Consider the following 21,335-nt stretch of genomic DNA (forward strand, 5'->3'; position numbering starts at 1 on the left):
CTTCTGCTCGTCCTCGGGCTTGGCCTCGGCGGCCGGAGCCTCTTCGGCGGCCGGAGCTTCGGCGGCCGGAGCCTCGGCGACCTCGGCAGCCGGAGCCTCCTCGGTGGCCGGGGCCTCTTCGGCGGCCAGCGCGGCCTCGGCGGCCTCCTGCGGCTTGGCCTCGCCCTGCTCGCCACCGCCCTGCTCGATCAGCTCGCGCTCCCACTCGGCCAGCGGCTCGGCGGCGGCGGGCTTCTCGTCACCGCGGGAGGCGCCCGAGCGGGCCATGAGCCCGGCGGCCACGGCGTCGGCCACGACGCGGGTCAGCAGGCCGACGGCGCGGATCGCGTCGTCGTTGCCCGGGATCGGGTAGTCGACCTCGTCGGGGTCGCAGTTGGTGTCGAGGATCGCGACCACCGGGATGCCAAGCTTCTTGGCCTCGCTGATCGCGATGTGCTCCTTCTTGGTGTCGACGACCCACACCGCGCTGGGCACGCGGCCCATGTCGCGGATGCCGCCCAGCGTGCGCTCCAGCTTGTCCTTCTCGCGCCGGCGCATGAGGAGCTCCTTCTTGGTGAGCCCCGAGGCGGCGACGTTGTCGAAGTCGAGCTCCTCGAGCTCCTTCAGGCGCTGCAGCCTCTTGTGCACGGTGGAGAAGTTGGTGAGCATGCCGCCCAGCCAGCGCTGGTTGACGTAGGGCATGCCGACCCTGGCGGCCTGCTCGGCGATGGCCTCCTGGGCCTGCTTCTTCGTGCCGATGAACAGGATCGTGCCCCCGTGGGCCACGGTCTCCTTGACGAAGTCGAAGGCGCGGTCGATGTAGGACAGCGACTTCTGCAGGTCGATGATGTAGATGCCGTTGCGCTCGGTGAAGATGAAGCGCTTCATCTTCGGGTTCCAGCGACGCGTCTGGTGTCCGAAGTGAACGCCGCTCTCGAGCAGCTGTCGCATGGTGACGACGGGGGCCATGAGCTGGTCCTCCAGGTTGGGCGCCCCGGCCGGGGCCGGGCGCGATTCTCGGTTGTGTCGCGGTGGCCGGTCGGCACCGCCCTGATGCCCCGAAACCACTCCAGCCGGGCAGAGCCCGGACCGACGGAGCGGCCTGCGACGGGGCATGCGAAGTCGGCCTGCGGTCACAGGCCATCGAAAAGTCTACCTCCCGCGCCACCCCCGCCTGACCGATGAGGTCAACGCGACCCCGATCGGTCCCGGGTCACGTCATGGTCCTCGGTGGGCAGGCCCGGGACCCTCCTGTGGGCGCGCGCGAAGAGGTTGATCTGCGCCTCGGCCAGGCGCGCGCCCTCCGGCGCGTCCTCCGGGCTGCGCCGGCGCGCCACGTACGGCTCGATCAGTCTCTCGATGTCCTCCGCCAGGCGGGTCAGCTCGGCGGCGTCGAGCCGGAGCGTGGCCCGGGCGAAGCGGGTCGCCTCACGCCACTCCTCGGGCTCGTGGTCGAGCGCGGCGTGCGCGCGTTCCAGCTCGTCGTCGGCCTCCCTGCGGAACGCCCGGATCAGGACGTTCTTGGCCTCCCGTACGTCCTGACTGTCCTCCGGCTGCAGGCCGATGGCGAGAGGGGCGTCGGACGAGCGCCACAGGCGCTCACGGCCGTCGCCCCGGGGCGGGGCGTCCTCGACGAAGCCGTACTTGGCCAGCATCCGCAGGTGATAGCTGGCGGCGCTGGGTGTGATGCCGGCGCTCCTGGCCACCTCTGTCGCGGTGGCGCTGCCCTCGATGCGCAACCTGCTCAGGATCGCCAGACGGGCCGGATGCGCCAGGGCCCGCATCGCCCGGGGATCGCTGAGCCCTTCCATGTCCATGCGCCCCAAGGTAGCGCGACCCAGATGTGAAGGGTTGTCTTCACAACTCTGAAAGGTTACCTTCATAAGCATGAAGGGTTTCTTTCACACTTCCGAGGAGCGACGCATGCCCCAGGCCACACCGCTGCGCCGGCAAGGGGACTACCGGCTGCTCTGGTCGGCGCGGACCATCTCCATCACCGGCTCGGAAGTCTCCAAGATCGTGGTGCCGCTGACCGCGATCACCCTGCTGGCCGCCTCCCCCTTCGAGATGGGCCTGCTCACGGCCGCCGCGGCGGTGCCCGCCCTGCTGTTCGGACTGCACTCCGGCACCCTCGCCGACCGCCTGCGCCGCTACCGGCCGCTGATGATCGGCTGCGAACTGGTCTCCTGCGCCGCCGCACTCACGGTGCCGCCGGCGTGGGTCCTCGGCCTGCTCACCGTCCCGTGGCTGATCGCCGTCGCCCTCGTGATCGGCACGGCGGCGGTGCTCTTCAGAGCCGCCAACTTCCCGTACGTCGCCACGCTCGTCCCCCCGGACCAGAGGACCGCCGCGATGGCCGGGTTCAACGCCTCCTACTCGGTGGCCTCGGTGGCCGGTCCCGGCCTCGCGGGCGTACTGGTGCAGGTCCTGACCGCGCCGCTGGCCATCCTGGTCGAAGGGATCTCGTTCCTGATCTCCGCGATCCTCCTGCGGAGCATCCGCACCCCCGAGGACCGGCAACCCGCCCGCTCGCGCGGCCTGTGGCGCGACATGACCGAGGGACTGCGGGTCAGCGTCTCCCAGCCCGTGCTCCGCGCCCTGCTCGGCGCGGGCGTGACGATCAACTTCTTCGCGACGGCGTACGTGGCCGTCGTCATGCTCTACATGCTGCACACCCTCGGCATCCCGCAGGTCCTGATCGGCCCGCTCACCGCGCTCAGCGGCGTCGGCGGCATCCTGGGCGCCTGGGCCACCACCCGCCTGGTCAAACGGCACGGCGAGAACAGGGTGCTGGCGGGATCGGTACTGTTCTTCCCCATCGAGATCCTGGTCGTCGGACTGCTGGACGGGCCGCTGTGGTGGAAGGTCACGGTGCTCGCCCTGATAGGCACGTCGACGGGGATCATCGTGGTCGCGTTCGCCTCGTGCATGAGCGGGGTCATCATGCGCGACACGGCCCCAGAACTGCACGGCCGGGTCAACGCGACCATGACCTTCGCCGTCCAGGGCGTGATGGCGCTGGGCGCGCTCGGGGGCGGCGCGCTGGCCGAGGTGCTCGGCCTGCGCCCGGTCATCCTGCTGTGCGCGGCCGGCATCGCGACCGCCACCCTCTGGATCTGGGTCTCACCCCTGGGTCCCGTGTCCCCGCCGCGCCCCCTCCCCCGGCTGCGCTCCCGCCTGGGGAAGAGGCGGTCCGGCGCGGCCTTCGTACCGCTGGGCTCCTCAGCGGAGACCGACCGCACGATCACCAAGCGCCAGCCTCTCGTCTAGCGCGGTGACCGTTTTCGCCATTAGTCCTGGCTTTCGTCCGGTCCCACGTCAGACTGGATCCGGCCTTGGACGGCACGGACAGCACATCACGACCCGAGTGACGACATTCCGGCCACGGCCACCGTCCACAGCCTCACCGCCATCCCCCGCCCTCGTCCACAGAACGGCGCTCGCCCCGGCTCGGCCGCCCCGCTGAACCGCACACTCGCGAGCATGCCTCCTCGCACCGCCCAGGTCGTCCTCGTCCTGGCTCTCGCGCTGCCTTTCCTCACCCCGGCGGACACCGCGCGCCCGGCACACGCCACCCCGCCCGCTCGCCACCGCACCGATTTCGCGTTCGCCGCGGATCGGGCCTCACCAGCGCGCCTCGACTGGCGAAGCCCCCTGGACGGAGGGCTCAGGATCCTGCGCCGGTTCTCGCCGCCGCCCGCCCCCTGGCTGGCCGGTCACCGAGGCGTCGACCTCGCCGCGCCGGCCGCCGCCCCGGTGCTCGCGGCAGGGCCGGGCACGATCGGTTACGCGGGCTCCGTGGCAGGCCGAGGCGTCGTCACGGTCAACCATCCGGGCGGCCTGCGAACCACCTACCTGCCGGTCACCCCGGCAGTCCGCCCTGGTGATCCCGTGTCCGCCGGAGATCACCTCGGCGACCTCGCCCCCACCCCGCCGCACTGCCTGGAGTCCTGTCTCCACTGGGGTCTCCGCGAAGGCAAGACGTATCTCGACCCTCTCCTCCTGCTCTCCGGCCCCCGCGTCCGCCTCCTGCCTTACTGGTCGTCCGCAACGTCCGCAACATCCCCAGCCCCGCCGGTCACCACCTCGCCGCTCCGGCGCCGGCCGGTCACCGCCCCGCCGCCCTGGCACCCGCCGGTCACCACCTCGCCGCCCTGGCACCCGCCGGTCACCACCTCGCCGGCTCAGGTCCCTGAGTCTCCGGTTCGTGGGGCACCGGACTCCGAGCCGCTCCCGGCGTTCATCCCCCGGTCCACCGCCGTCCCTTTGCCGGGCCCGCTCGCGCTGGCGACCCTCGTCGTCGCTCCTGTCCTGCTCGTCCTTCTGATCCGCCTACTCCGTACGAGAGCGCGTCGGCCGCGGGGCAGGCATGCGGCCCGCCCCCCGACGGGCGGAGGCCAGCACCGCAAGGAGCCGGATCGCCGGGACGCCGCCGCGCACGGCGAGAACTGAGACAACCCGCACAGGCCAGGCGGCGACGGAATCAAGGGGCTGGGCCCGACGCCAGGCCCCGGCTGCCGGTGCTGACAACACCACCCCGAGCTGAAGACCGAGTTCTCCTCAAAACACGCCTCCCAGACGCACGGGTCCTTCGCGAGCACGGCATCCCTGGAGCGAGGGACGTTGTCGTGCCAGATCCGCGGAACATCCGAGGAGACCGCTCCACGACTGAGGGGGACACAGCGGTGCGGCCGGAGGCGCGACCACGCCTCACAGGCCACGGGCCACGCCGCACGGGCCACAGGCCACTGGGCGAGGCCACGCCGCACGAAGCCACGCCGCACAAGGCCACGCCGCACGAGGCCACGCCGCACAAGGCCACGCCGCACGAGGCCACGCCGCACAAGGCCACGCCGCACAAGGCCGCACGAAGCCACACCGCACGAGGCACGAGGCACGGGGCACGGAGCGCGGCCACGCCGCACGGCCACGGAGCGCGGTCACAGCGCGAACGTCCGACGGTCAGGCTCGGGGGTGGGCCTGGTCGTAGGCGCGGCGGAGGCGGTCGATCGAGACGTGCGTGTAGACCTGGGTGCTGCTCAGGGAGGCGTGGCCGAGCAGTTCCTGGACGCTGCGCAGGTCGGCCCCTCCTTCGAGGAGGTGGGTGGCCGCGCTGTGCCGGAGCCCGTGCGGCCCCATGTCCGGAGTTCCCTCCACCTGACGCAGCCGGGCATGCACCACGCGCCTGACCGTGCCCGCGTCGACCCTTCCACCCCGCACACCCAGGAACAGCGCGGGCCCGCTCCCCTCACGCATCCACAAGGGCCTGCCGTGCACGCACCACCTGTCCAGCGCCCGCAGCGCCGGCACGCCGAAGGGCACCGCCCGCTCCTTGCGCCCCTTTCCCAGCACCCGCACGACCCGCCGATCCCGGTCCACGTCATCGACGTCCAGCCCGCACAGTTCGCTGACCCGGATCCCGGTCGCGTACAGCAGCTCCAGCATGGCCTGATCGCGCAGGTCCTTCGGCTCTCCGAGGGACGGCGCGTCGAGCACCTGCCGGGCCTGCTCCTGATCGAGTACGGCGGGCAGCGCGCGAGGGGTCTTGGCGGTTCCCAGCAGAAGGCCGGGATCGTCGGGGAGCCAACCGCGCCGGTGGCAGAAGGCGGTGAACGTCCGCAGACACGCCATCCGCCGCGCGAGCGTCGCCCGGGCCTTACCCGCGTCCTGCTGCGCCGCCAGCCACTCGCGGAGCGCACTCACGTCCAGGCCCTCGATCCCTCCGCCGAGATGGCCGAGCAGCGCCCTCACGTCACCGAGGTAGGCCCGGACCGTGTGCGGCGAGAGGTCGCGTTCGAACCGCAGGTACGACTCGTAGTCCCCGATCACCTCATCCACGCCCGCAGCGTCTCCCGTCACATCGCCCTTCCGTCCTCACTTCTCGGTGGGTACCCCGATCATCCCGATGACACCGGTACCCCGATCATCCCGATGACACCGCTTTCCGCTGAGGGCTTGCACCATGGGCGTTCTCCCGCGGCTCTCGCATGGCGGCGTCTCTCGCTCCGTCTCCGCGCCGGTATCGTCCCCGCCGAGAACCCGCGCCTGGGAGCATAGATCACTCCCAGAGACTGATCGTCACAGCCGGGCTCGGCCGCGCGGCCGATTGGTCGCTCAACGCCGCCGTTGAACATGTCTCAGTCGTGACCCAGCAACCCTGAAAGGGGGGCACCCGCGTCCGTGAAGGTGGCGTTGGACCGGCCGGGCGGCACGCTGGGCGGGGGCCCGTGTCTCGCTCGTCGGCCGAGCAGCTCAGCGCGGCTCAGTCGTCAGTGCGTCGCGGTCTCGGGATCAGCGTGACCTGCGCTCCAGGCTTGGGACGCCCTGCCGAGGAAACAGTCCCTCCGGACTCCGCGCCTTCCCCCAGAACGGCGCCACCGTCGAGCTCCGCGCCTTTCCTGGGGACGGTGACGCCGACGGACTCGCCGCGCTCTCCCAGAACGGCGGGACCACTGTGCTCGCCGTGCATCCCCTGTGAAGCCGATCCCGCCGTAGTCCTCGGGCAGGCGGGGTCGGGCTTGGCCACGGCGGGTTCTCCCGAACGCACCGACGGCTCGGAAACTGAAGACCGATTCGGCAGCGCGCCCTCCTCAACCGAAGACCGATCCGGTGGCGCGTTCTCGGCAGATGAACCCGGCATTCCGCCCGCGATGTCCTCCCCACCGTGCCGGGACTCGCTCACTCGGGTCAGGGGAGGTCGCTCACCGTCCAGCCCCGCCGGGATGGGGGCCGGCGGGTGGGGGGCGGGGGCCGAGAGCCGGACAGCGTCTGAGGCGGGTGCGGCCTTCGGGTAGACCGGGGAGGCCGGGGTGCGGGCCCGCCAGCCGTTGGCGGTGCGTTCGACGTAGCCGCCCGCCGCGAGGGCGCCCAGGGCGCTGAGGGCGGTGTCGAGGTCCACCCCGGCGGCCACGGCGATGGTGGCGGGGCCGGCGCTGATCCTTCCGGGGACGGCGTCCAGGACGCGCCTGGTCCGCTCCGGCAGGAAGTCGCGGGGCAGGGCGGGACCTCGCGGGGTGGGAGCCAGGTCGTCTCCCATGACGCCGACGAGCTCGATCATCTCCTCCGGGGTGGTGACGCAGACGGCCTTGCGCTCGCGGAGCAGGCGGTGGCAACCGTCGGAGAGGGTGGAGGTGATAGGGCCGGGGACGGCCCCGAGGTGTCTGTCGAGCGCGAGGGCGTGGCCGGCGGTGTTGAGTGCGCCGCTGCGCAGGGCCGCCTCCACGACCAGGGTGCCTCTGGACAGGGCGGCGATCAGGCGGTTTCTGATGAGGAAGCGGGCTCGGGTCGGCCGGACGCCCGGCGGGCATTCGCTGACCAGCACGCCCTGGTCGCGGGCGCCGGCGAACAGGGAGCGGTGCTCGGCCGGGTAGCAGTAGTCGACGCCGCAGGCGAGGACCACGACCGTGGGGGCTCCGGCGGCCAGCGCTCCCCTGTGGGCGGCCCCGTCGATGCCGAACGCGCCACCGGACACCACGGTCCATCCGCCTTCGCTCAGCCCGACGCCGAACTGGGCGGCGACGTGGACGCCGTAGGAGGTGGCGGCCCGCGCGCCGACCACCGCGACCGAGCGCAGGCAGGAGAAGCGCAGGTCGGCGGTGCCGTGGAGCCAGAGGCCCAGCGGGCGGCCAGGGCCGAGGGCGTCCAGCTGGGTGGGCCATTCGGCGTCGCCGGGGATGATGAGCCTGGCGCCCGCCCGCTCCCCCGCCTCCAGGTCGGCCGCCGGGTCGCAGGCGGCCAGGCGGGCGTGCCAGGTCGGCAGGCGGCGGGTCAGCTCGCCGCCGGTGAGGCCGGGTGGCGTGTCCCCCTCGCGCAGGGTCTGCAGCGCGGGTGCAGCGCCGAGCCGGGACACGAGGTCGCCCATGACGGTGTCTCCGGCGTCGGCGACGCGCATGAGGGCGGCTATGGCCTGGTGCTCGGGGGTGTGCATGAGGGTCCTCCTGGTGTGGGTCACGGGTCGAGGCCGAGCCAGAGGGCGAGCGCGGCCGAGGTGTCGTTCTCGTCGGGTCGGGGCTTGCCTGCCAGGTCCGCGAGCGTCCAGGCGACGCGGACGACCCGGTCGAGACCGCGGGCGCTCAGGGAACCGGAGTCGAGGCAGCTGGTCATGGGTCTCATGGCCGCGTCGGACGGCCGGAACCGGGAGTGCAGGGCCGCGGCCGGGATCTCGGCGTTGGTCCGCCACGGGGTGCCGGCGAGGCGTTCGGCGGCGCGCGAGCGGGCCGCGAGAACGCGCTCGGCCACGGTCTGGCTGGTCTCGACGAACTGGCGGTCGGCCATGAGCTCTCGCCGGGAGGAGCGGGCCACCATCACCTTCATGTCGATGCGGTCGAGCAGCGGGCCGGAGAGCCTGCCCAGGTAGCGGCGCCGGGTGGTGGGCGAGCACCCGCAGTCGCCGCCCTTGTCCTGAGGTCGGGCGCAGGGACACGGGTTGGCCGCCAGGACGAGGATGAACCGGGCGGGGAAGGTGATGGAGCCGATCGAGCGGGACACCGTCACCTGCCCCGCCTCCAGGGGCTGGCGCAGCGAGTCGAGCACGTGGGACGGGAACTCCGGCGCCTCGTCCAGGAAGAGGATGCCGCGGTGAGCCAGGGAGACCGCGCCGGGACGGACCGTCGAGCTGCCGCCGCCGACGATCGCCGCCGCCGTGGCGGTGTGGTGAGGGCTGATGAACGGCGGCCGGAACACCATGGGGCTGTCGGGCGGGAGTGCCCCGGCGACGGAGTGGATCGCCGTCACCTCCAGGGCGTGATCGAGGTGGAGGTCGGGCAGCAGCGTGGGCAGGCGCTCGGCCAGGAGGGTCTTGCCGGTGCCCGGCGGGCCGAGCATCCAGAGGTTGTGGTTGCCGGCGGCGCACACCTCCAGGGCTCTCCTGGCCATCGGCTGGCCGACCACGTCGGACAGGTCGGCGTGGGGCCGGACGGCCGGCAGGACGGGCAGCGCCCGCTCCCCGGGGCCGGGCCCGCCGTACTCCGGCGGCCCGGACGGCCCGGACGGCCCGGACCGTTCGGGCCGTTCGGGCCGTGGGCGTCCTGGATGCTCGGGCGGGAACGGCGGGAAGTCGCCGGCGCGGAGCCACTCCACGAGGCGGCGCAGGTCGGGCGCTGGCACCACCCGCACGCCGGGCACCAGGGAGGCCTCCTCGGCGTTGGCCTCCGGGACCACGACCGTGACGTCGTCGTCCTGCCTGGCCGCGCTCAGCACCGCCGGGAGCACGCCGCGCACCGGGCGCAGGCGGCCGTCCAGGCCGAGCTCGCCGAGGAAGAACGGCGCCGCGATCCCAGCGGCGGGGACCACGCCCGCCGCTCCCATGATGGCCACCGCGATGGCAAGATCGAACTGACTTCCGCGCTTGGGGACGCTTGCGGGGAAGAGGCTCACCGTGATGCGGGCGTCGGGCCAGGGGAAGTGACTGTTGACCATGGCCGAGCGGACGCGTTCCCTGGCCTCGCTCAGCGCCGTGTCGGGCAGCCCGATGAGGTGGATGCCGGCCAGGCCGTTGCCGACGTCGGCCTCCACCTCGACCGAGCTGCCGGTGACGCCGACCAGGGCGACGCTGCGCGTGCGTGCGACGGTCATCTACGACGCCCCCCGTACGTGACGCAGCGAGTAGTCGCCCGCGAAGCGTTCGAGGGCGATCACGTCGATCCTGACCGTGGCGTACGTCCGCGACTGGGCGGACAGCCACTTGGCGGCCAGGGCGCGCAGGCGGGCCAGCTTGGCGGGGCGCACGGACTCCAGCGCTGTGCCGTGTGACGCGCTCGATCGGGTCTTGACCTCGACCACCACCAGGGTGGAGCCGTCCTCGGCGAGGATGTCGATCTCACCGTGGCGGCAGCGCCAGTTGCGCTCGATGATGGTCATGCCCTCGGCGCGCAGGTAGTCGGCGGCGAGTTGCTCGCCGTGACTGCCGAGGTCGTTCTTCGCGGCCATGTGCCACCTCCGGGCACTGACCTTGGCGCACGAGGCGTGGTGGATCGGCTACCGAAAGTGGTTCTGTGGACAACGGCCCCCACGGACCGCCGCCTGTGGATGACGGGAGCCGGGCAGAGGGCACGCGGAAGGGGAAAAGGGGCGCGATTCCTCGCACCCCTTTTCGTCAGCCGGTCACGGCGTCAGCCCGAGAAGCCCTCCTTGGGCATCTCCAGGTCGGCCTTGGCGAGCTCCTCGACGTTGACGTCCTTGAACGTCACCACACGGACGTTCTTCACGAACCGCGCGGGGCGGTACATGTCCCACACCCACGCGTCCTGCATCTTCACGTCGAAGAACACGTCGCCGTTCTCCGCCGTGCGGACGTCCAGGTCGACCGAGTTGGTCAGGTAGAACCGCCGCTCCGTTTCCACCACGTAGGTGAACAAGCCGACGACATCGCGGTATTCGCGGTAAAGCTGCAGCTCCATCTCGGTCTCGTACTTTTCGAGATCCTCTGCGCTCATCGCGGTCCTCCTGTCGTACCGGTCCCCCGGCGTGCCTGATCAGGCAACCCCGGCCCCCATTTCATTCTTGCCCATCCCCCTGGCCACCGTGACGAAGGAGTAACGGTGATGCGGGCACGGGCCGTGCGTCTCGAGTGCGAGACGATGCTGTGGTGTGACGTACCCCTTGTGCTCGGCGAAGCCGTACTGCGGATAGGTCGCGTCGAGCGCGCCCATCAGCCGGTCCCTCGTCACCTTCGCCACGATCGACGCGGCCGCCATGCAGGCGGCCACCTGGTCCCCCTTCCACACCGCCAGCGACGGCGCCGGCAGGCCCGGCACCGGGAATCCGTCGGTGAGGATATATCCCGGATCACACGACAACCGCGCGACCGCCCGCCGCATTCCCGCCACGTTGCACTTGTGCAGCCCCCTGGCGTCGATCGTCTCCGGCGGGATGACGACGACGCCGACGTGCGCGGTGGCGAGGATCTGGTCGTGCAGCCGCTCACGCACGGCGGGCGTGAGCAGCTTGGAGTCGCCCAGGCCCTCGACCGGCTTGCGCAGGATGACGGCGGCGACGACCAGCGGGCCGGCGCACGCGCCACGGCCGGCCTCGTCCACCCCGGCGATGGGCGCGAGGCCGCGGCGGGCCAGCGCCCGCTCATAGGCGTAGAGCCCGGAATCACGCCGGACCACACTCGGTCGAGGGCGGAACGCTACTGTCATGACACTGGAAGCGTACGCCCCATCCGCCGCAAACCGCGACTACTCGACTTGTGCGAAGCTGTCGGGTTTGGTGAAGATCGTGCCGCGTCCGAGCGGCCAGTAGCGCACCACGGCCGTGCCGATGACGTCGTCGACCGAGATGAACCCGCCGCCCGGCCCGTCGATGTGGCTGCGCGAGTCGGCGGAGGCGCTGCGGTGGTCGCCCATCATCCAGAGCTTGCCCGGCGGCACCTTGACGTCGAACTTGTCGCCCGAGGGGAAGTCCTCGGGGTAGAGGTAGGACGACTCGTCGAGGGGCTTGCCGTTGATGGTGATGCGCCGTTTGGAGTCGCAGCACTTGACCTGGTCGCCGCCGACGCCGATCACCCGCTTGATGGTGTCCTCGCCGTTCCAGCCCTTGAAGACCACGATGTCGCCGCGCTCGGGCGGGCCCGCGAGCTTGTTGACGAACACCCGGTCATTGATCTTGAGGGTGTTCTCCATCGACTCCGAGGGAATGTAGAACGACCCGACCACGAAGGCCTGCAGCAGCAGGGCGATGCCGATGCCCGTGATCAGCAGGAGGATGGTCTCCCGGAAGCCGCCCTTTTTCTTCTTCTCCAAGGACTCCGCCTTCTCGGTCACCGTCATCGTCGCTTTCCGCGCAGCACGCGCCGACGGACCAGGACCAGGGGGGCAGCCAGCGCGAATCCGGCGACGAGCGGGGTCGCCCCGCCGAGCGCCTGGAGCGCGGGCTGCGCGAACGTTTCGGGGATGGGGATGGTGGCGGCCCGGGAGAAGGGCCAGACGATGACGAACGCCCGGCCGATGACCTGGCTCTCGGGGATGGCCCCGCCGCCGGGGTCGCCGGTGTGGGAGCGCGAGTCCATGGAGACCTGCCGGTGGTCGCCCATCACCCACAGGTGGCCGGGCGGCACGTCGGTCTCGAACTTCTCGCGGGAGGGCAGATTGCCCGGGTAGAGGTAGGAGCTCTCGTCGAGCGGCACCCCGTTGACGGTGATGCGGTCCTGCTTGTCGCAGCACTCGACGTGGTCGCCGCCGACGCCGATGACGCGCTTGATGTAGTCCTTCTCGCCGGGGATGACGCCGAACGCGGTGCCGACCCACCGGAAGAAGCCCTCGACCGGGTTGCTCGGCTCCTCCATCTGGAACTCGCCGTCCCAGGAGTTGACGCCGGAGAAGACCACCACGTCGCCGCGCTCGATGTCGCGGGTGTGGTAGACCAGCTTGTTGACGAGGACCCGGTCGTTCGTGAGAAGGGTGTTCTCCATCGACTCCGACGGGATGTAGAACGCCTGGACGACGAAGGTCTTGATGATCAGAGCCAGACCGAGAGCCACCACCACCAGGACGGGGAGCTCCTTCCAGAAGGAGCCCTTCTTCTCGCTCTTGCCGTCCTTCGGGTCTTTGTCCGGCTCCCCGCCTTTGGCCGGTTTGTGAGTCTCTTCGGCGACCACGTCCACCTCGTCCTCGACAGGGCGGCGCGCTGCGCCGTGCTCCTGGCTCTCGCTAGTCATCGGTGATGAGCCTAGATGATGTGTCGGCTCGACAGGCCGGGACCGACGTTACACCGGGCACGAGTCGCTCCACATAAAGGAAAGGCCCCCGCAAAGGCGGAACGGCCCGCCCCGCGGGGCAGGCCGTCCGGACGCCGCGCTCACTTACTGGGCGTCTCGCGCTTCTCGCGGATGCGGGCCGCCTTGCCGCGCAGCTCGCGCATGTAGTAGAGCTTGGCGCGGCGCACGTCACCGCGGGTGGCGACGACGATCTTCTCGATCACCGGGCTGTGCACCGGGAAGGTGCGCTCGACGCCGACGCCGTAGCTGACCTTGCGCACGGTGAAGGTCTCGCGGGCGCCGCTGCCCTGACGGCGCAGCACGAACCCCTTGAAGACCTGGACGCGGGACCGGTTGCCCTCGACGACGCGTACGTGGACCTCGAGCGTGTCACCGGGGCGGAAGCCCGGGACGTCGCTGCGCAGGTTGTCCTTCTCGAGCTCCTGGATCTTCGTGTGCATGAGAGCTGCTTCCTCAAGTCTCGCGAGCACGCGGAGGTCCACCCGGCCTGGGCTCATGGCGGACGCGCCTGCTGATTCGGTGAACCCGGGAAGCTTCCCGGGCATGCTGGACCAACCGCATGACAGTTGGCGACGCTTCAGTTTGCCACATCTTCCGGAGGGACGCGAAACGCCAGCTCGTCGAGGATCCGCCGGTCGTGCTTGTCGAGCGTCTCGGGGTCGATCGCCGCCGCCAGCTCGGGCCGCGCGGCGACGGTACGGCGCAGCGCCTCGTCACGACGCCACCTGGCGACCTTGCCGTGATGGCCGGACAGCAGGATCTCCGGCACCTCGTGCCCGCGCCAGACGGGCGGTTTGGTGTAGACCGGGCCTTCGAGCAGGTTGCGCATGCTTCCCGGCGCGAAGGAGTCGTCGACGGCGGAGAACGCGTTGCCCAGCACGCCGGGCAGCAGCCGCCCGATGGCCTCCGTCATCACCAGCACCGCCACCTCACCCCCGGCCAGCACATAGTCGCCGATGCTCACCTCGTCGACGCGCAGCCGCGAGCCGTACTCGGTCATCACCCGGGAGTCGATGCCCTCGTAGCGGCCGCACGCGAACAGCAGCCACGGCTCCCGCGCCAGCTCCTGGGCGAGCTCCTGGGTGAACGGCCGGCCGCTCGGCGTCGGGACGATCATCCGGGGCGCGCCGTCGCCGATCACGTCGTCGATGGCCTCGCCCCATACCTCCGGCTTCATCACCATGCCGGGGCCGCCGCCGTACGGGGTGTCGTCGACGGTCTTGTGCACGTCGTGAGCCCAGTCGCGGAGCTGGTGGACGCGGACGTCGAGGGTGCCGCGCCGGCGCGCCTTGCCGATCAGCGACACGTCGAGGGGCGCGAAGTACTCGGGGAAGATCGTGATGATGTCGAGCCTCACAGCAGACCTTCCGGCGGGTCGACGACGAGCCTGCCGCCCTCCAGGTCGACCACCGGGACGAGCGCCTTCACGAACGGGATGAGCGCCTCCTCGCGGCCGCCGCCGCGCCGCACGACGAGCAGGTCCTGGCCGTGGTGCAGCACGTCGCCCACCTCGCCGACGGTCTCGCCGCCGACGGTCTCCACCGTCAGCCCGATGAGCTGGTGGTCGTGGAACTCGTCGGGGTCGTCGGACGGCTCGACCTGCGAGGAGTCGATGACGAGCATGGTGCCGCGCAGTTCCTCGGCCCTGTCGCGGTCGGTGACGCCGGCCAGGGACAGCAGCAGGACGTCCTTGTGCCAGCGGCTGGCCTCGATCACCAGCGGCCCCCGCTCGGGCGGGTCGGTGGCGAGCGTGCTGCCCACGGCGAAGCGCAGCCCGGGATCGTCGGTGCGCACCTCCACGGTCACGTCACCGCGCACTCCGTGGGGACGGCCTATCCTGCCGACGACCAACTGCACGTGGACCCTTTCCTCTCCGAAACCACGAGCTCTTTGAAACCACGAGCTCTTTGAAACCACGAGCGCCCCCACCGGCGTTGACCGATGAGGGCGCGCGAAACCTGACGCTAACGGACCGCTTCGTGCAGGTCGAGCAGGTCGACCCGGACGTACTTGCCGTCAGCCAGGGCGTTCACGACCGTGCGCAGAGCCTTGGCGGTGCGCCCGCCGCGGCCGATGACCTTGCCCAGGTCGTCAGGATGCACCCGGACCTCAAGGACGCGCCCGCTGCGGATGCGGCGGGCGCGGACCCGGACATCGTCGGGATGTTCGACGATGCCCTTCACGAGGTGCTCGAGGGCCTCCTCGAGCACGTCAGCCCTCGCCCTCGGACGGGGTCTCGGCGGCGGCCTCGGCCTCGTCCTTCTTCTTGGACTTCTTCGGCGTGGTGGCGGTCGTGCCGGTGTCGCCACCGGCCAGGGCCTCCTTCGCGGCGGCCTCGTAGACGGCGTGCCGGTCGGGCGCCGGCTCGGCGACCTTCAGCGGCGCCGGGGCGGCCTCGCCCTTGAACTTCTGCCAGTCGCCGGTGAGCTTGAGCAGCTTGAGCACCGGCTCGGTCGGCTGCGCGCCGACGCCCAGCCAGTAAGCCGCGCGGTCACCGTTGATCTCGATGCGCGAAGGGTTTTCCTTCGGGTGGTAAAGACCGATCTCCTCGATCGCCCGCCCGTCACGCTTGGTGCGGCTGTCGGCGACGACGATGCGGTATTGAGCGTTGCGGATCATGCCGAGCCGCTTGAGCTTGATCTTGACTGCCACGGGTGTGGTCTCTCCTGCGTTAAGAGCGCGAGCGAGCGGGCCTTCATCGAGTGGGGCACGATGGCAGACCGCTCAAGGGACAGGCGCGGCCGGCGGGAGATGAGAGGGCACCCGCCTGGTCACGATGTTCCAACATGTCATTGTGCCAGACACCGGGTACTGCCCGGGACCCACACGCCCGCCGGCGCGAAGATTACTTCTGCCCCGGCAACCGCAGCTTGGACGGGTCGAAGCCCGGAGGCAGCTCGACGCCCGGCGGCAGCTTGCCGCCGAGACCGCCGAGGTTGCCCAGCGCGCCGCCCTTCCTGGGCTCGGCGGGCTGCTCGGCCGCGGCGGTCTTGCCCAGCGCGGCCTTGCGCGGGTCGCCGCTCACGCGCCGCCCCTTCTTGGCCTTCTTGGCCGCCTTGCCGCCCTTGCCCTTGCCGCCCGGCATGCCGGGGATGCCCATGCCGCCGGCCATCCGCTTCATCATCTTCTGGGCCTCGAAGAAGCGGGTGACCAGGTTGCTGACGGCGCTGACGGTCGTGCCGGAGCCGTTCGCGATGCGGGCCCGCCGGGAACCATTGATGATCTTCGGGTCCTGGCGCTCGGCCGGGGTCATCGAGCGGATGATGGCGGCGATGCGGTCGAGGTCGCGGTCGTCGATCGAGTTGATCTGGTCGCGCATCTGCCCCATGCCGGGCATCATGCCGAGCAGGTTCTTGATGGGGCCCATCTTCTGGACCATCATCATCTGCTCGAGGAAGTCCTCGAGCGTGAAGTTCTCGCCCGCGGTGAGCTTGCTCGCCATCTTGGCGGCCTGCTCCTCGTCGAACGTCTTCTGCGCCTGCTCGATCAGGGTGAGGATGTCACCCATGTCGAGGATCCTGGAGGCCATCCGGTCGGGATGGAAGGCGTCGAAGTCCTCGATCTTCTCGCCGGTGGAGGCGAACATGATCGGGCGGCCGGTGATGTGCCGCACCGACAGGGCCGCGCCGCCGCGGGCGTCGCCGTCGAGCTTGGTGAGCACCACGCCGTCGAAGCCGACCCCGTCCATGAACGCCTGGGCCGTGGTCACGGCGTCCTGGCCGATCATGGCGTCGACCACGAACAGGATCTCGTCGGGCGTGACCGCGTCGCGGATGTCGGCGGCCTGGCGCATCATCTCCTGGTCGATGCCGAGCCGGCCGGCGGTGTCGATGATGACGATGTCGTGCTGCTGGCGCCTGGCCTCGTCGACCGAGCGGCGGGCGACGTCGACCGGGTCGCCGACCCCGTTGCCCGGCTCGGGCGCGTAGACGGCGACCTTGGCGCGCTCGCCCATCACCTGCAGCTGCTGCACCGCGTTGGGGCGCTGGAGGTCGGCGGCGACCAGCAGCGGCACGTGGCCCTGCTCGCGCAGCCAGGTGGCGAGCTTGCCCGCCAGCGTGGTCTTGCCGGAGCCCTGGAGGCCCGCGAGCATGATCACGGTCGGCGGCGTCTTGGCGTAGCGGAGCCTGCGCGTCTCACCGCCGAGGATCTCGATCAACTCGTCGTTGACGATCTTGACGACTTGCTGCGCCGGGTTGAGCGCCTGCGAGACCTCCGCCCCGCGAGCGCGTTCCTTCACCCGGGCGACGAACGCCTTGACCACCGGGAGCGCGACATCGGCCTCGAGCAGCGCGATGCGGATCTCGCGGGTGGTCGCGTCGATGTCGGCGTCGGACAGCCGACCCTTGGATCGGAGGGAGGAGAAGACCGATGTCAGCCGGTCGGAAAGCGTCTCGAACACGTGGTTGGCCAGTCCTCGAAGCGAATGTGGGTCTGCTCTCAGCCTAGCCGCTTCGCTAGCCGTTCCAGCCTGGCACGGCCATCCGGACCGACAACGCGTGTTCGACCAGGTTGATCAGCGCGCCCTTGACCGAGTCCTTGGAACGCGCGTCCAGGCGGATGAGCGGGATGTGCGGAGCGAGCGTGAGCGCGTCGCGGACCTCATTGTCGCCGTGCGGGTACTGGCCGTCCCAGCCGTTGATGCCCACGATGAAGGGCAGCTGGGCCTCCTCGAAGTAGTCGATGGCCGGGAAGCTGTCGGCCAGCCGCCGCGTGTCGACCAGCACCACCGCGCCGATGGCCCCGCGGACCAGGTCGTCCCACATGAACCAGAACCGGTGCTGACCGGGCGTGCCGAACAGGTAGAGGATCAGGTCGCGGTCCAGCGACACGCGGCCGAAGTCCATGGCCACCGTGGTGGTCGTCTTGAGCGGGGTCATGCCCAGGTCGTCGATCCCGGCCGAGGCGTCGGTCATGACCGCCTCGGTGGTCAGCGGCATGATCTCCGACACGGCGCCGACGAACGTCGTCTTGCCCACCCCGAAGCCTCCGGCCACCACGATCTTCGTCGAGGTGAGGCCGGGGCTAGAGCCTGCGAAGTCCACTGAGCACCCTTTCCAGCAGGTTGACATCCGGGCGGCCGGCATCGAGCTGCGGCTGGTGCACCCGCACCAGCCCTTCCGCCGCCATGTCGGCGATCAGCACCCGAGCCACGCCCAGTGGCATGCGTAACAACGCCGACACCTCCGCGACCGACCGCACCTGGCGGCAGAGATGACTGATCGCCTTGTATTCGGGAGTGATGTGGGAGAACTCCCGGTGTTCCGCCGTCGCCGACGACACCAGGGCCTCCATGGCGAGCTTGACCCTGGGCGCGGTCCGCCCTCCGGTCACCGCGTAGGGACGGACCGGGGAGGCCGGGTCGTTGCTCGACGGCGGGGGCGGCTGAGGAGTCCAGCCGCCGCTGTTCCATCTGGGGTCCGTCACCTGCATCACCTGGTCTGGCTGGCGCGCAGCTCCGCACGCACCGCCGGGGTCAGCACCTTGCCGGCGCGATCCACCATCAACGTCATCTGGTACGCCACCAACCCCATGTCGCAGTCGGGGGCGGCGAGCACTCCCAGACAGGATCCATCGCTAATGGACATGATCAGCATGAGCCCCCGTTGCATCTCCACGATCGTCTGGTTGACCGCGCCGCCCTCGAAAACCCGGGCCGAGCCCTGCGTCAGGCTCACCAGCCCGGAGGCGATGGCCGCCAGCTGGTCGGCCCGGTCCGCCGGGAACCCCGCCGACGTGGCCAGAGGCAGCCCGTCGGACGACACCACCACCGCGTGCGCGACACCGGGAACACTGTTGACGAAGTCAGTGATCAACCAGTCCACCCCCCGTGCCGCCTGGCTCAGGTCGTTCACGCGCCCTCCTCCCTGCTCTCCGCGTTCCTGGGGTCAGAGGCGAGGCTCGCCCTGCCCTCACTGAGATCGTCACGCGCCGCTCTGAAGCCCTTCTGGAAGCTCGCCAGCCGGTTGCGCACCCGTTCCGGCGAGATCGCGGGCATCGGGGCGACTCCCTTGGGCGCGGAGGCCGTGTCGGCCGAGCCGGGCACCAGGTTCGCCTTGGGCACCCGCTTGGGCAGCCCGGAGGCCGTCGCGCCGTCGCGCACCGGTTCGGCCGCGGCCTGCGCGGCGGTCCAGCCCGCGTCCGCCGTGGCCGATCCCCAGGCGCCGCTGCTGCCGCCGCGCTCGAACCAGGCCGACTCCACCGAGGCGAAGATCGGCAGGTAGTCGTCACCTCCCGAGGAGGGGTTCACCGCGGGGATGGGGCCGGTGGCGCCGGACTCCGCCGTCTCGGGGAAGTCGTAGGTCTGCCTGCCCCGGCCGCCCGGGTTCCTGGTGGGCAGCGGGTCGGCGGTGCGCTCGGGCAGCGGCGACGGCCCGTTGGCCCACGATCCGGGGACGCGGGAGGGGATCCACACGTCATCGGTGTCGAACCCGCCGCTCCGGGGCCCCGACGCCCACGAGTCCGGCCCGCTGGAGGGCCACTGCATGGCGGAGGACGGCCACGAGCCGCTGGGGTCGGCGTTCGGCGGGTACGAGGGGTGCGCCGGGCTCATCTGGAAGCCGTTGTCGCCCCACTGCGGCGCGGGCGGCTGCGAGGCGTGGACGTCGGCGCGGGCGCGCTGCATGCCGGCCAGGGCGCCGGCGGCGCCGGGTGAGCCGTCGAAGGGCATCGCCTGCATTCCCAGCAGGGTCTCCGGGAGCAGCACCATCGCGGTGAGCCCGCCGCCGCCCTGCGGTCGCAGCTGTACGCGGATGCCGTGGCGCTGCGCCAGCCGGGAGACCACGAACAGACCCATCCGGCGCGAGACCGACACGTCCACGACTGCGGACTCGCCCAGCCGCTCGTTGGCCTGGGCGAGTTCTTCGCCGGTCATGCCGATGCCGGAGTCGGTGATCGACAGCATGACGCCGCCGCCGTCGATCCGGCTGCCGGAGACCGTCACCCTGGTCTCGCGCGGGGAGAACGACAGCGCGTTCTCGACCAGCTCGGCGATCAGGTGGATGACGTCGTTGACTGCCTGCCCGGCGACGGAGACGCCGTCGGGGACCTGGAGCACGACCCGCTCGTAGTTCTCGACCTCCGACAGCGAGGCGCGGGCCACGTCGACGAGCTTGACCGGCTGACTCCAGCGCCGGGGCGGCTCCTGACCGGCCAGGACCAGCAGGTTCTCGGAGTTGCGGCGCATGCGGGTGGCCAGGTGGTCCAGCTTGAACAGGTTGGCCAGCCGCTGCTCGTCCTGCTCGCCCTGCTCCAGCCCGTCGATCAGGGTGATCTGCCGTTCCACCAGCGTCTGGCTGCGCCGCGACAGGTTCACGAACATCGCGTTGACGTTGGCGCGCAGCCGCGCCTCCTCGCCCGCCAGCCGCACCGCCTCGCGGTGCACCTCGTCGAACGCCCGCGCGACTTCCCCGATCTCGTCCTTGGAGGAGATCTGGATGGGGGGCACGTGCAGCGACTCCGGGTCCGCCTCGCCCTCGCGCAGCTGCCGCACCAGGCCGGGCAGCGTCTTGCCGGCGACCTTGAGCGCGTCCCCGCGCAGGCGTCGCAGCGGCCGCACGAGCGAGCGCGCCATGATCGCGGTGACCACGAGGACCAGCACCAGCAGCAGGACGACCAGGCCGATGCTGAAGGCCGCCGCCTGCCTGTCGGCGCTCTGCAGGTCCGCGGCGCGGGTGGCGATCTCCTGCGACAGCGCCTTCTGCACGGCGTGCGTCTTGTCGACGGTCTGCGTGATGGAGTCGAACCAGCGGTCGACGTCCTTGGTGGTCGTGATGTCCAGCCGCTGCAACGGGGCTGGGGAGTTGTGCAGGAAGATCGCGCGCTTGACGTAGAACTCGGCCCGGCCGACCTCGGCGCTGGCGACCGTGTTGTCGAAGAGCTCGCGCTGGCTCGAGGTGGCGGCGCTTTGGAAGGTCTCCCGTTCGCTCTCCCGCCGGGCACGGGCATCGACGAAGGCGTCGAACTCCGGTTCGGTGAACTCGCCCGTCAGCAGCGCGGAGGCCAGCAGCGCGCGCTGCTTGGAGGTCTCCTCCTCGGCCCGCGCGACGGCGCGCATGGCCGTTCCGGTCGCGATGATCTGCTCGTCCGCCGCGCCGCTGCTGACCTCGTCGAAGAGCTGCAGCAGCTCGGTGATGGTCTCGCCGTACTTCTGCACGGTGGGCAGCGGAGGCAGCTGAGTGTCCTTGACCGTCTCGCGCATCGCGGGGAGCTGGGAGAGCCGGATGCGGACGATGTCCAGACGCCTGCGACCCAGGTCCGACAGGGAGCCCTGGACGGTATCGGCGGTGGCGAGCGTGCGCTCGATGCTGGCGTCGACGATGCCGTGCTGGGTCTCCAGTTGCGCGGACTCGCTCGGCCGGCGGTTGGAGGCGACGAAGCGGGCGGCTCTGTCGCGCTCGGCCGCGAGGTTGTGGGTCAGCTCGCCGACATCGCTGATCAGCGTGTTCACCTCGCCGACCCGCGCGTACTCCTGGGCGCTGGCGACGGAGGTGCCGACGCGCAGCCCGCCGAGGAGCACGCCGACGACCGTCGGGATGGCGATGAGAGCGATGAGGCGGGTCCGCACGCGCCAGTTACGCAGAGCGAACGCGCTGCCCGGCTTGGGCAGTGGCTGTTCCGCCGGTGCCAGCGTCGAAAC

The 21,335-nt window shown here is 71.0% G+C and carries 22 protein-coding genes; 2 read left to right on the forward strand and 20 right to left on the reverse strand.

The features are described from left to right. Both rpsB and OUY22_RS18265 read right to left on the reverse strand, forming a co-directional pair. On the reverse strand, positions 1-948 hold a 948-nt coding region (rpsB, locus tag OUY22_RS18260; protein WP_270156217.1), incomplete at its 3' end, for a 30S ribosomal protein S2. A gap of 218 nt (positions 949-1,166) precedes the next feature. Further along, positions 1,167-1,796 (reverse strand): ArsR/SmtB family transcription factor, encoded by a 630-nt coding sequence (locus OUY22_RS18265; RefSeq protein WP_270156218.1) that lies wholly within the window; start codon positions 1,794-1,796, stop codon positions 1,167-1,169. Between the two features lie 106 nt (positions 1,797-1,902). On the opposite strand from OUY22_RS18265, the gene OUY22_RS18270 reads away from it, so the two are divergent. Together OUY22_RS18270 and OUY22_RS18275 are read left to right on the forward strand one after the other, a co-directional pair. Then, positions 1,903-3,249: an MFS transporter gene (locus OUY22_RS18270; protein ID WP_270156219.1), complete on the forward strand. Its 1,347-nt coding sequence runs from the start codon at positions 1,903-1,905 to the stop codon at positions 3,247-3,249. A gap of 213 nt (positions 3,250-3,462) precedes the next feature. Then, positions 3,463-4,431: a M23 family metallopeptidase gene (locus tag OUY22_RS18275; protein ID WP_270156220.1), complete on the forward strand. Its 969-nt coding sequence runs from the start codon at positions 3,463-3,465 to the stop codon at positions 4,429-4,431. Between the two features lie 510 nt (positions 4,432-4,941). Here OUY22_RS18275 and OUY22_RS18280 read toward each other — a convergent pair. The 18 genes from OUY22_RS18280 to OUY22_RS18365 all read right to left on the reverse strand — a co-directional run bounded on the left by OUY22_RS18280 (position 4,942) and on the right by OUY22_RS18365 (position 21,263). Continuing rightward, complete coding sequence (locus tag OUY22_RS18280; protein WP_456299851.1) at positions 4,942-5,817, reverse strand: tyrosine recombinase XerC; 876 nt, start codon at positions 5,815-5,817, stop codon at positions 4,942-4,944. Positions 5,818-6,241: 424 nt separating this feature from the next. After that, positions 6,242-7,906: a DNA-processing protein DprA gene (gene dprA / locus OUY22_RS18285; RefSeq protein ID WP_333486702.1), complete on the reverse strand. Its 1,665-nt coding sequence runs from the start codon at positions 7,904-7,906 to the stop codon at positions 6,242-6,244. 20 nt (positions 7,907-7,926) lie between these two features. Further along, a complete protein-coding gene (locus tag OUY22_RS18290) occupies positions 7,927-9,552 on the reverse strand; it encodes a YifB family Mg chelatase-like AAA ATPase (protein WP_270156221.1) in 1,626 nt (541 codons plus the stop codon). Then, positions 9,553-9,906, reverse strand: a complete 354-nt coding sequence (locus OUY22_RS18295) for a YraN family protein (RefSeq protein ID WP_270156222.1) — start codon at positions 9,904-9,906, stop codon at positions 9,553-9,555. It lies immediately after the preceding gene. 182 nt (positions 9,907-10,088) lie between these two features. Beyond that, on the reverse strand, positions 10,089-10,412 hold the full coding sequence (locus OUY22_RS18300) for a DUF2469 domain-containing protein (protein WP_026215037.1): 324 nt from the start codon (positions 10,410-10,412) through the stop codon (positions 10,089-10,091). Between the two features lie 39 nt (positions 10,413-10,451). Next, a complete protein-coding gene (locus tag OUY22_RS18305) occupies positions 10,452-11,120 on the reverse strand; it encodes a ribonuclease HII (protein WP_270156223.1) in 669 nt (222 codons plus the stop codon). Positions 11,121-11,159: 39 nt separating this feature from the next. Further along, entirely contained in the window at positions 11,160-11,750 is a 591-nt protein-coding gene (gene lepB / locus OUY22_RS18310) for a signal peptidase I (RefSeq protein WP_270156224.1), read from the reverse strand. Continuing rightward, positions 11,747-12,637 (reverse strand): signal peptidase I, encoded by an 891-nt coding sequence (gene lepB, locus OUY22_RS18315; protein WP_270156225.1) that lies wholly within the window; start codon positions 12,635-12,637, stop codon positions 11,747-11,749. The genes lepB (OUY22_RS18310) and lepB (OUY22_RS18315) overlap by 4 nt, the downstream gene beginning before the upstream one ends. Positions 12,638-12,777: 140 nt before the next feature. Further along, on the reverse strand, positions 12,778-13,137 hold the full coding sequence (rplS, locus tag OUY22_RS18320) for a 50S ribosomal protein L19 (protein WP_270156226.1): 360 nt from the start codon (positions 13,135-13,137) through the stop codon (positions 12,778-12,780). 137 nt (positions 13,138-13,274) lie between these two features. Beyond that, positions 13,275-14,054, reverse strand: coding sequence for a tRNA (guanosine(37)-N1)-methyltransferase TrmD (trmD, locus tag OUY22_RS18325; protein ID WP_270156227.1), 780 nt, complete (start codon positions 14,052-14,054; stop codon positions 13,275-13,277). Next, positions 14,051-14,554, reverse strand: coding sequence for a ribosome maturation factor RimM (rimM, locus tag OUY22_RS18330; protein WP_270156228.1), 504 nt, complete (start codon positions 14,552-14,554; stop codon positions 14,051-14,053). Before rimM ends, trmD begins: the two co-directional genes overlap by 4 nt. 107 nt (positions 14,555-14,661) lie before the next feature. Beyond that, positions 14,662-14,907 (reverse strand): RNA-binding protein, encoded by a 246-nt coding sequence (locus OUY22_RS18335; protein ID WP_148033779.1) that lies wholly within the window; start codon positions 14,905-14,907, stop codon positions 14,662-14,664. Between the two features lies 1 nt (position 14,908). Continuing rightward, the gene (gene rpsP / locus OUY22_RS18340; RefSeq protein WP_270156229.1) at positions 14,909-15,349 is read right to left on the reverse strand and encodes a 30S ribosomal protein S16; all 441 of its coding nucleotides are present in this window, start codon (positions 15,347-15,349) and stop codon (positions 14,909-14,911) included. A gap of 193 nt (positions 15,350-15,542) precedes the next feature. Beyond that, a complete protein-coding gene (gene ffh, locus OUY22_RS18345; protein WP_270156230.1) occupies positions 15,543-17,099 on the reverse strand; it encodes a signal recognition particle protein in 1,557 nt (518 codons plus the stop codon). A 55-nt stretch (positions 17,100-17,154) separates the two neighbouring features. Beyond that, complete coding sequence (locus OUY22_RS18350) at positions 17,155-17,769, reverse strand: GTP-binding protein (RefSeq protein ID WP_408638175.1); 615 nt, start codon at positions 17,767-17,769, stop codon at positions 17,155-17,157. Continuing rightward, positions 17,723-18,124 carry a DUF742 domain-containing protein gene (locus OUY22_RS18355; protein WP_408638176.1) on the reverse strand — a complete coding sequence of 134 codons (402 nt, stop codon included), beginning with the start codon at positions 18,122-18,124 and terminating at the stop codon, positions 17,723-17,725. Before OUY22_RS18355 ends, OUY22_RS18350 begins: the two co-directional genes overlap by 47 nt. Before the next feature lie 5 nt (positions 18,125-18,129). Beyond that, positions 18,130-18,552, reverse strand: a complete 423-nt coding sequence (locus tag OUY22_RS18360) for a roadblock/LC7 domain-containing protein (protein ID WP_270156232.1) — start codon at positions 18,550-18,552, stop codon at positions 18,130-18,132. Next, positions 18,549-21,263, reverse strand: coding sequence for a sensor histidine kinase (locus tag OUY22_RS18365; RefSeq protein ID WP_270156233.1), 2,715 nt, complete (start codon positions 21,261-21,263; stop codon positions 18,549-18,551). Before OUY22_RS18365 ends, OUY22_RS18360 begins: the two co-directional genes overlap by 4 nt. Between the last annotated feature and the right edge of the window lie 72 nt (positions 21,264-21,335).

It is taken from the genome of Nonomuraea corallina (assembly GCF_027620315.1).
Lineage (GTDB): Bacteria > Actinomycetota > Actinomycetes > Streptosporangiales > Streptosporangiaceae > Nonomuraea > Nonomuraea corallina.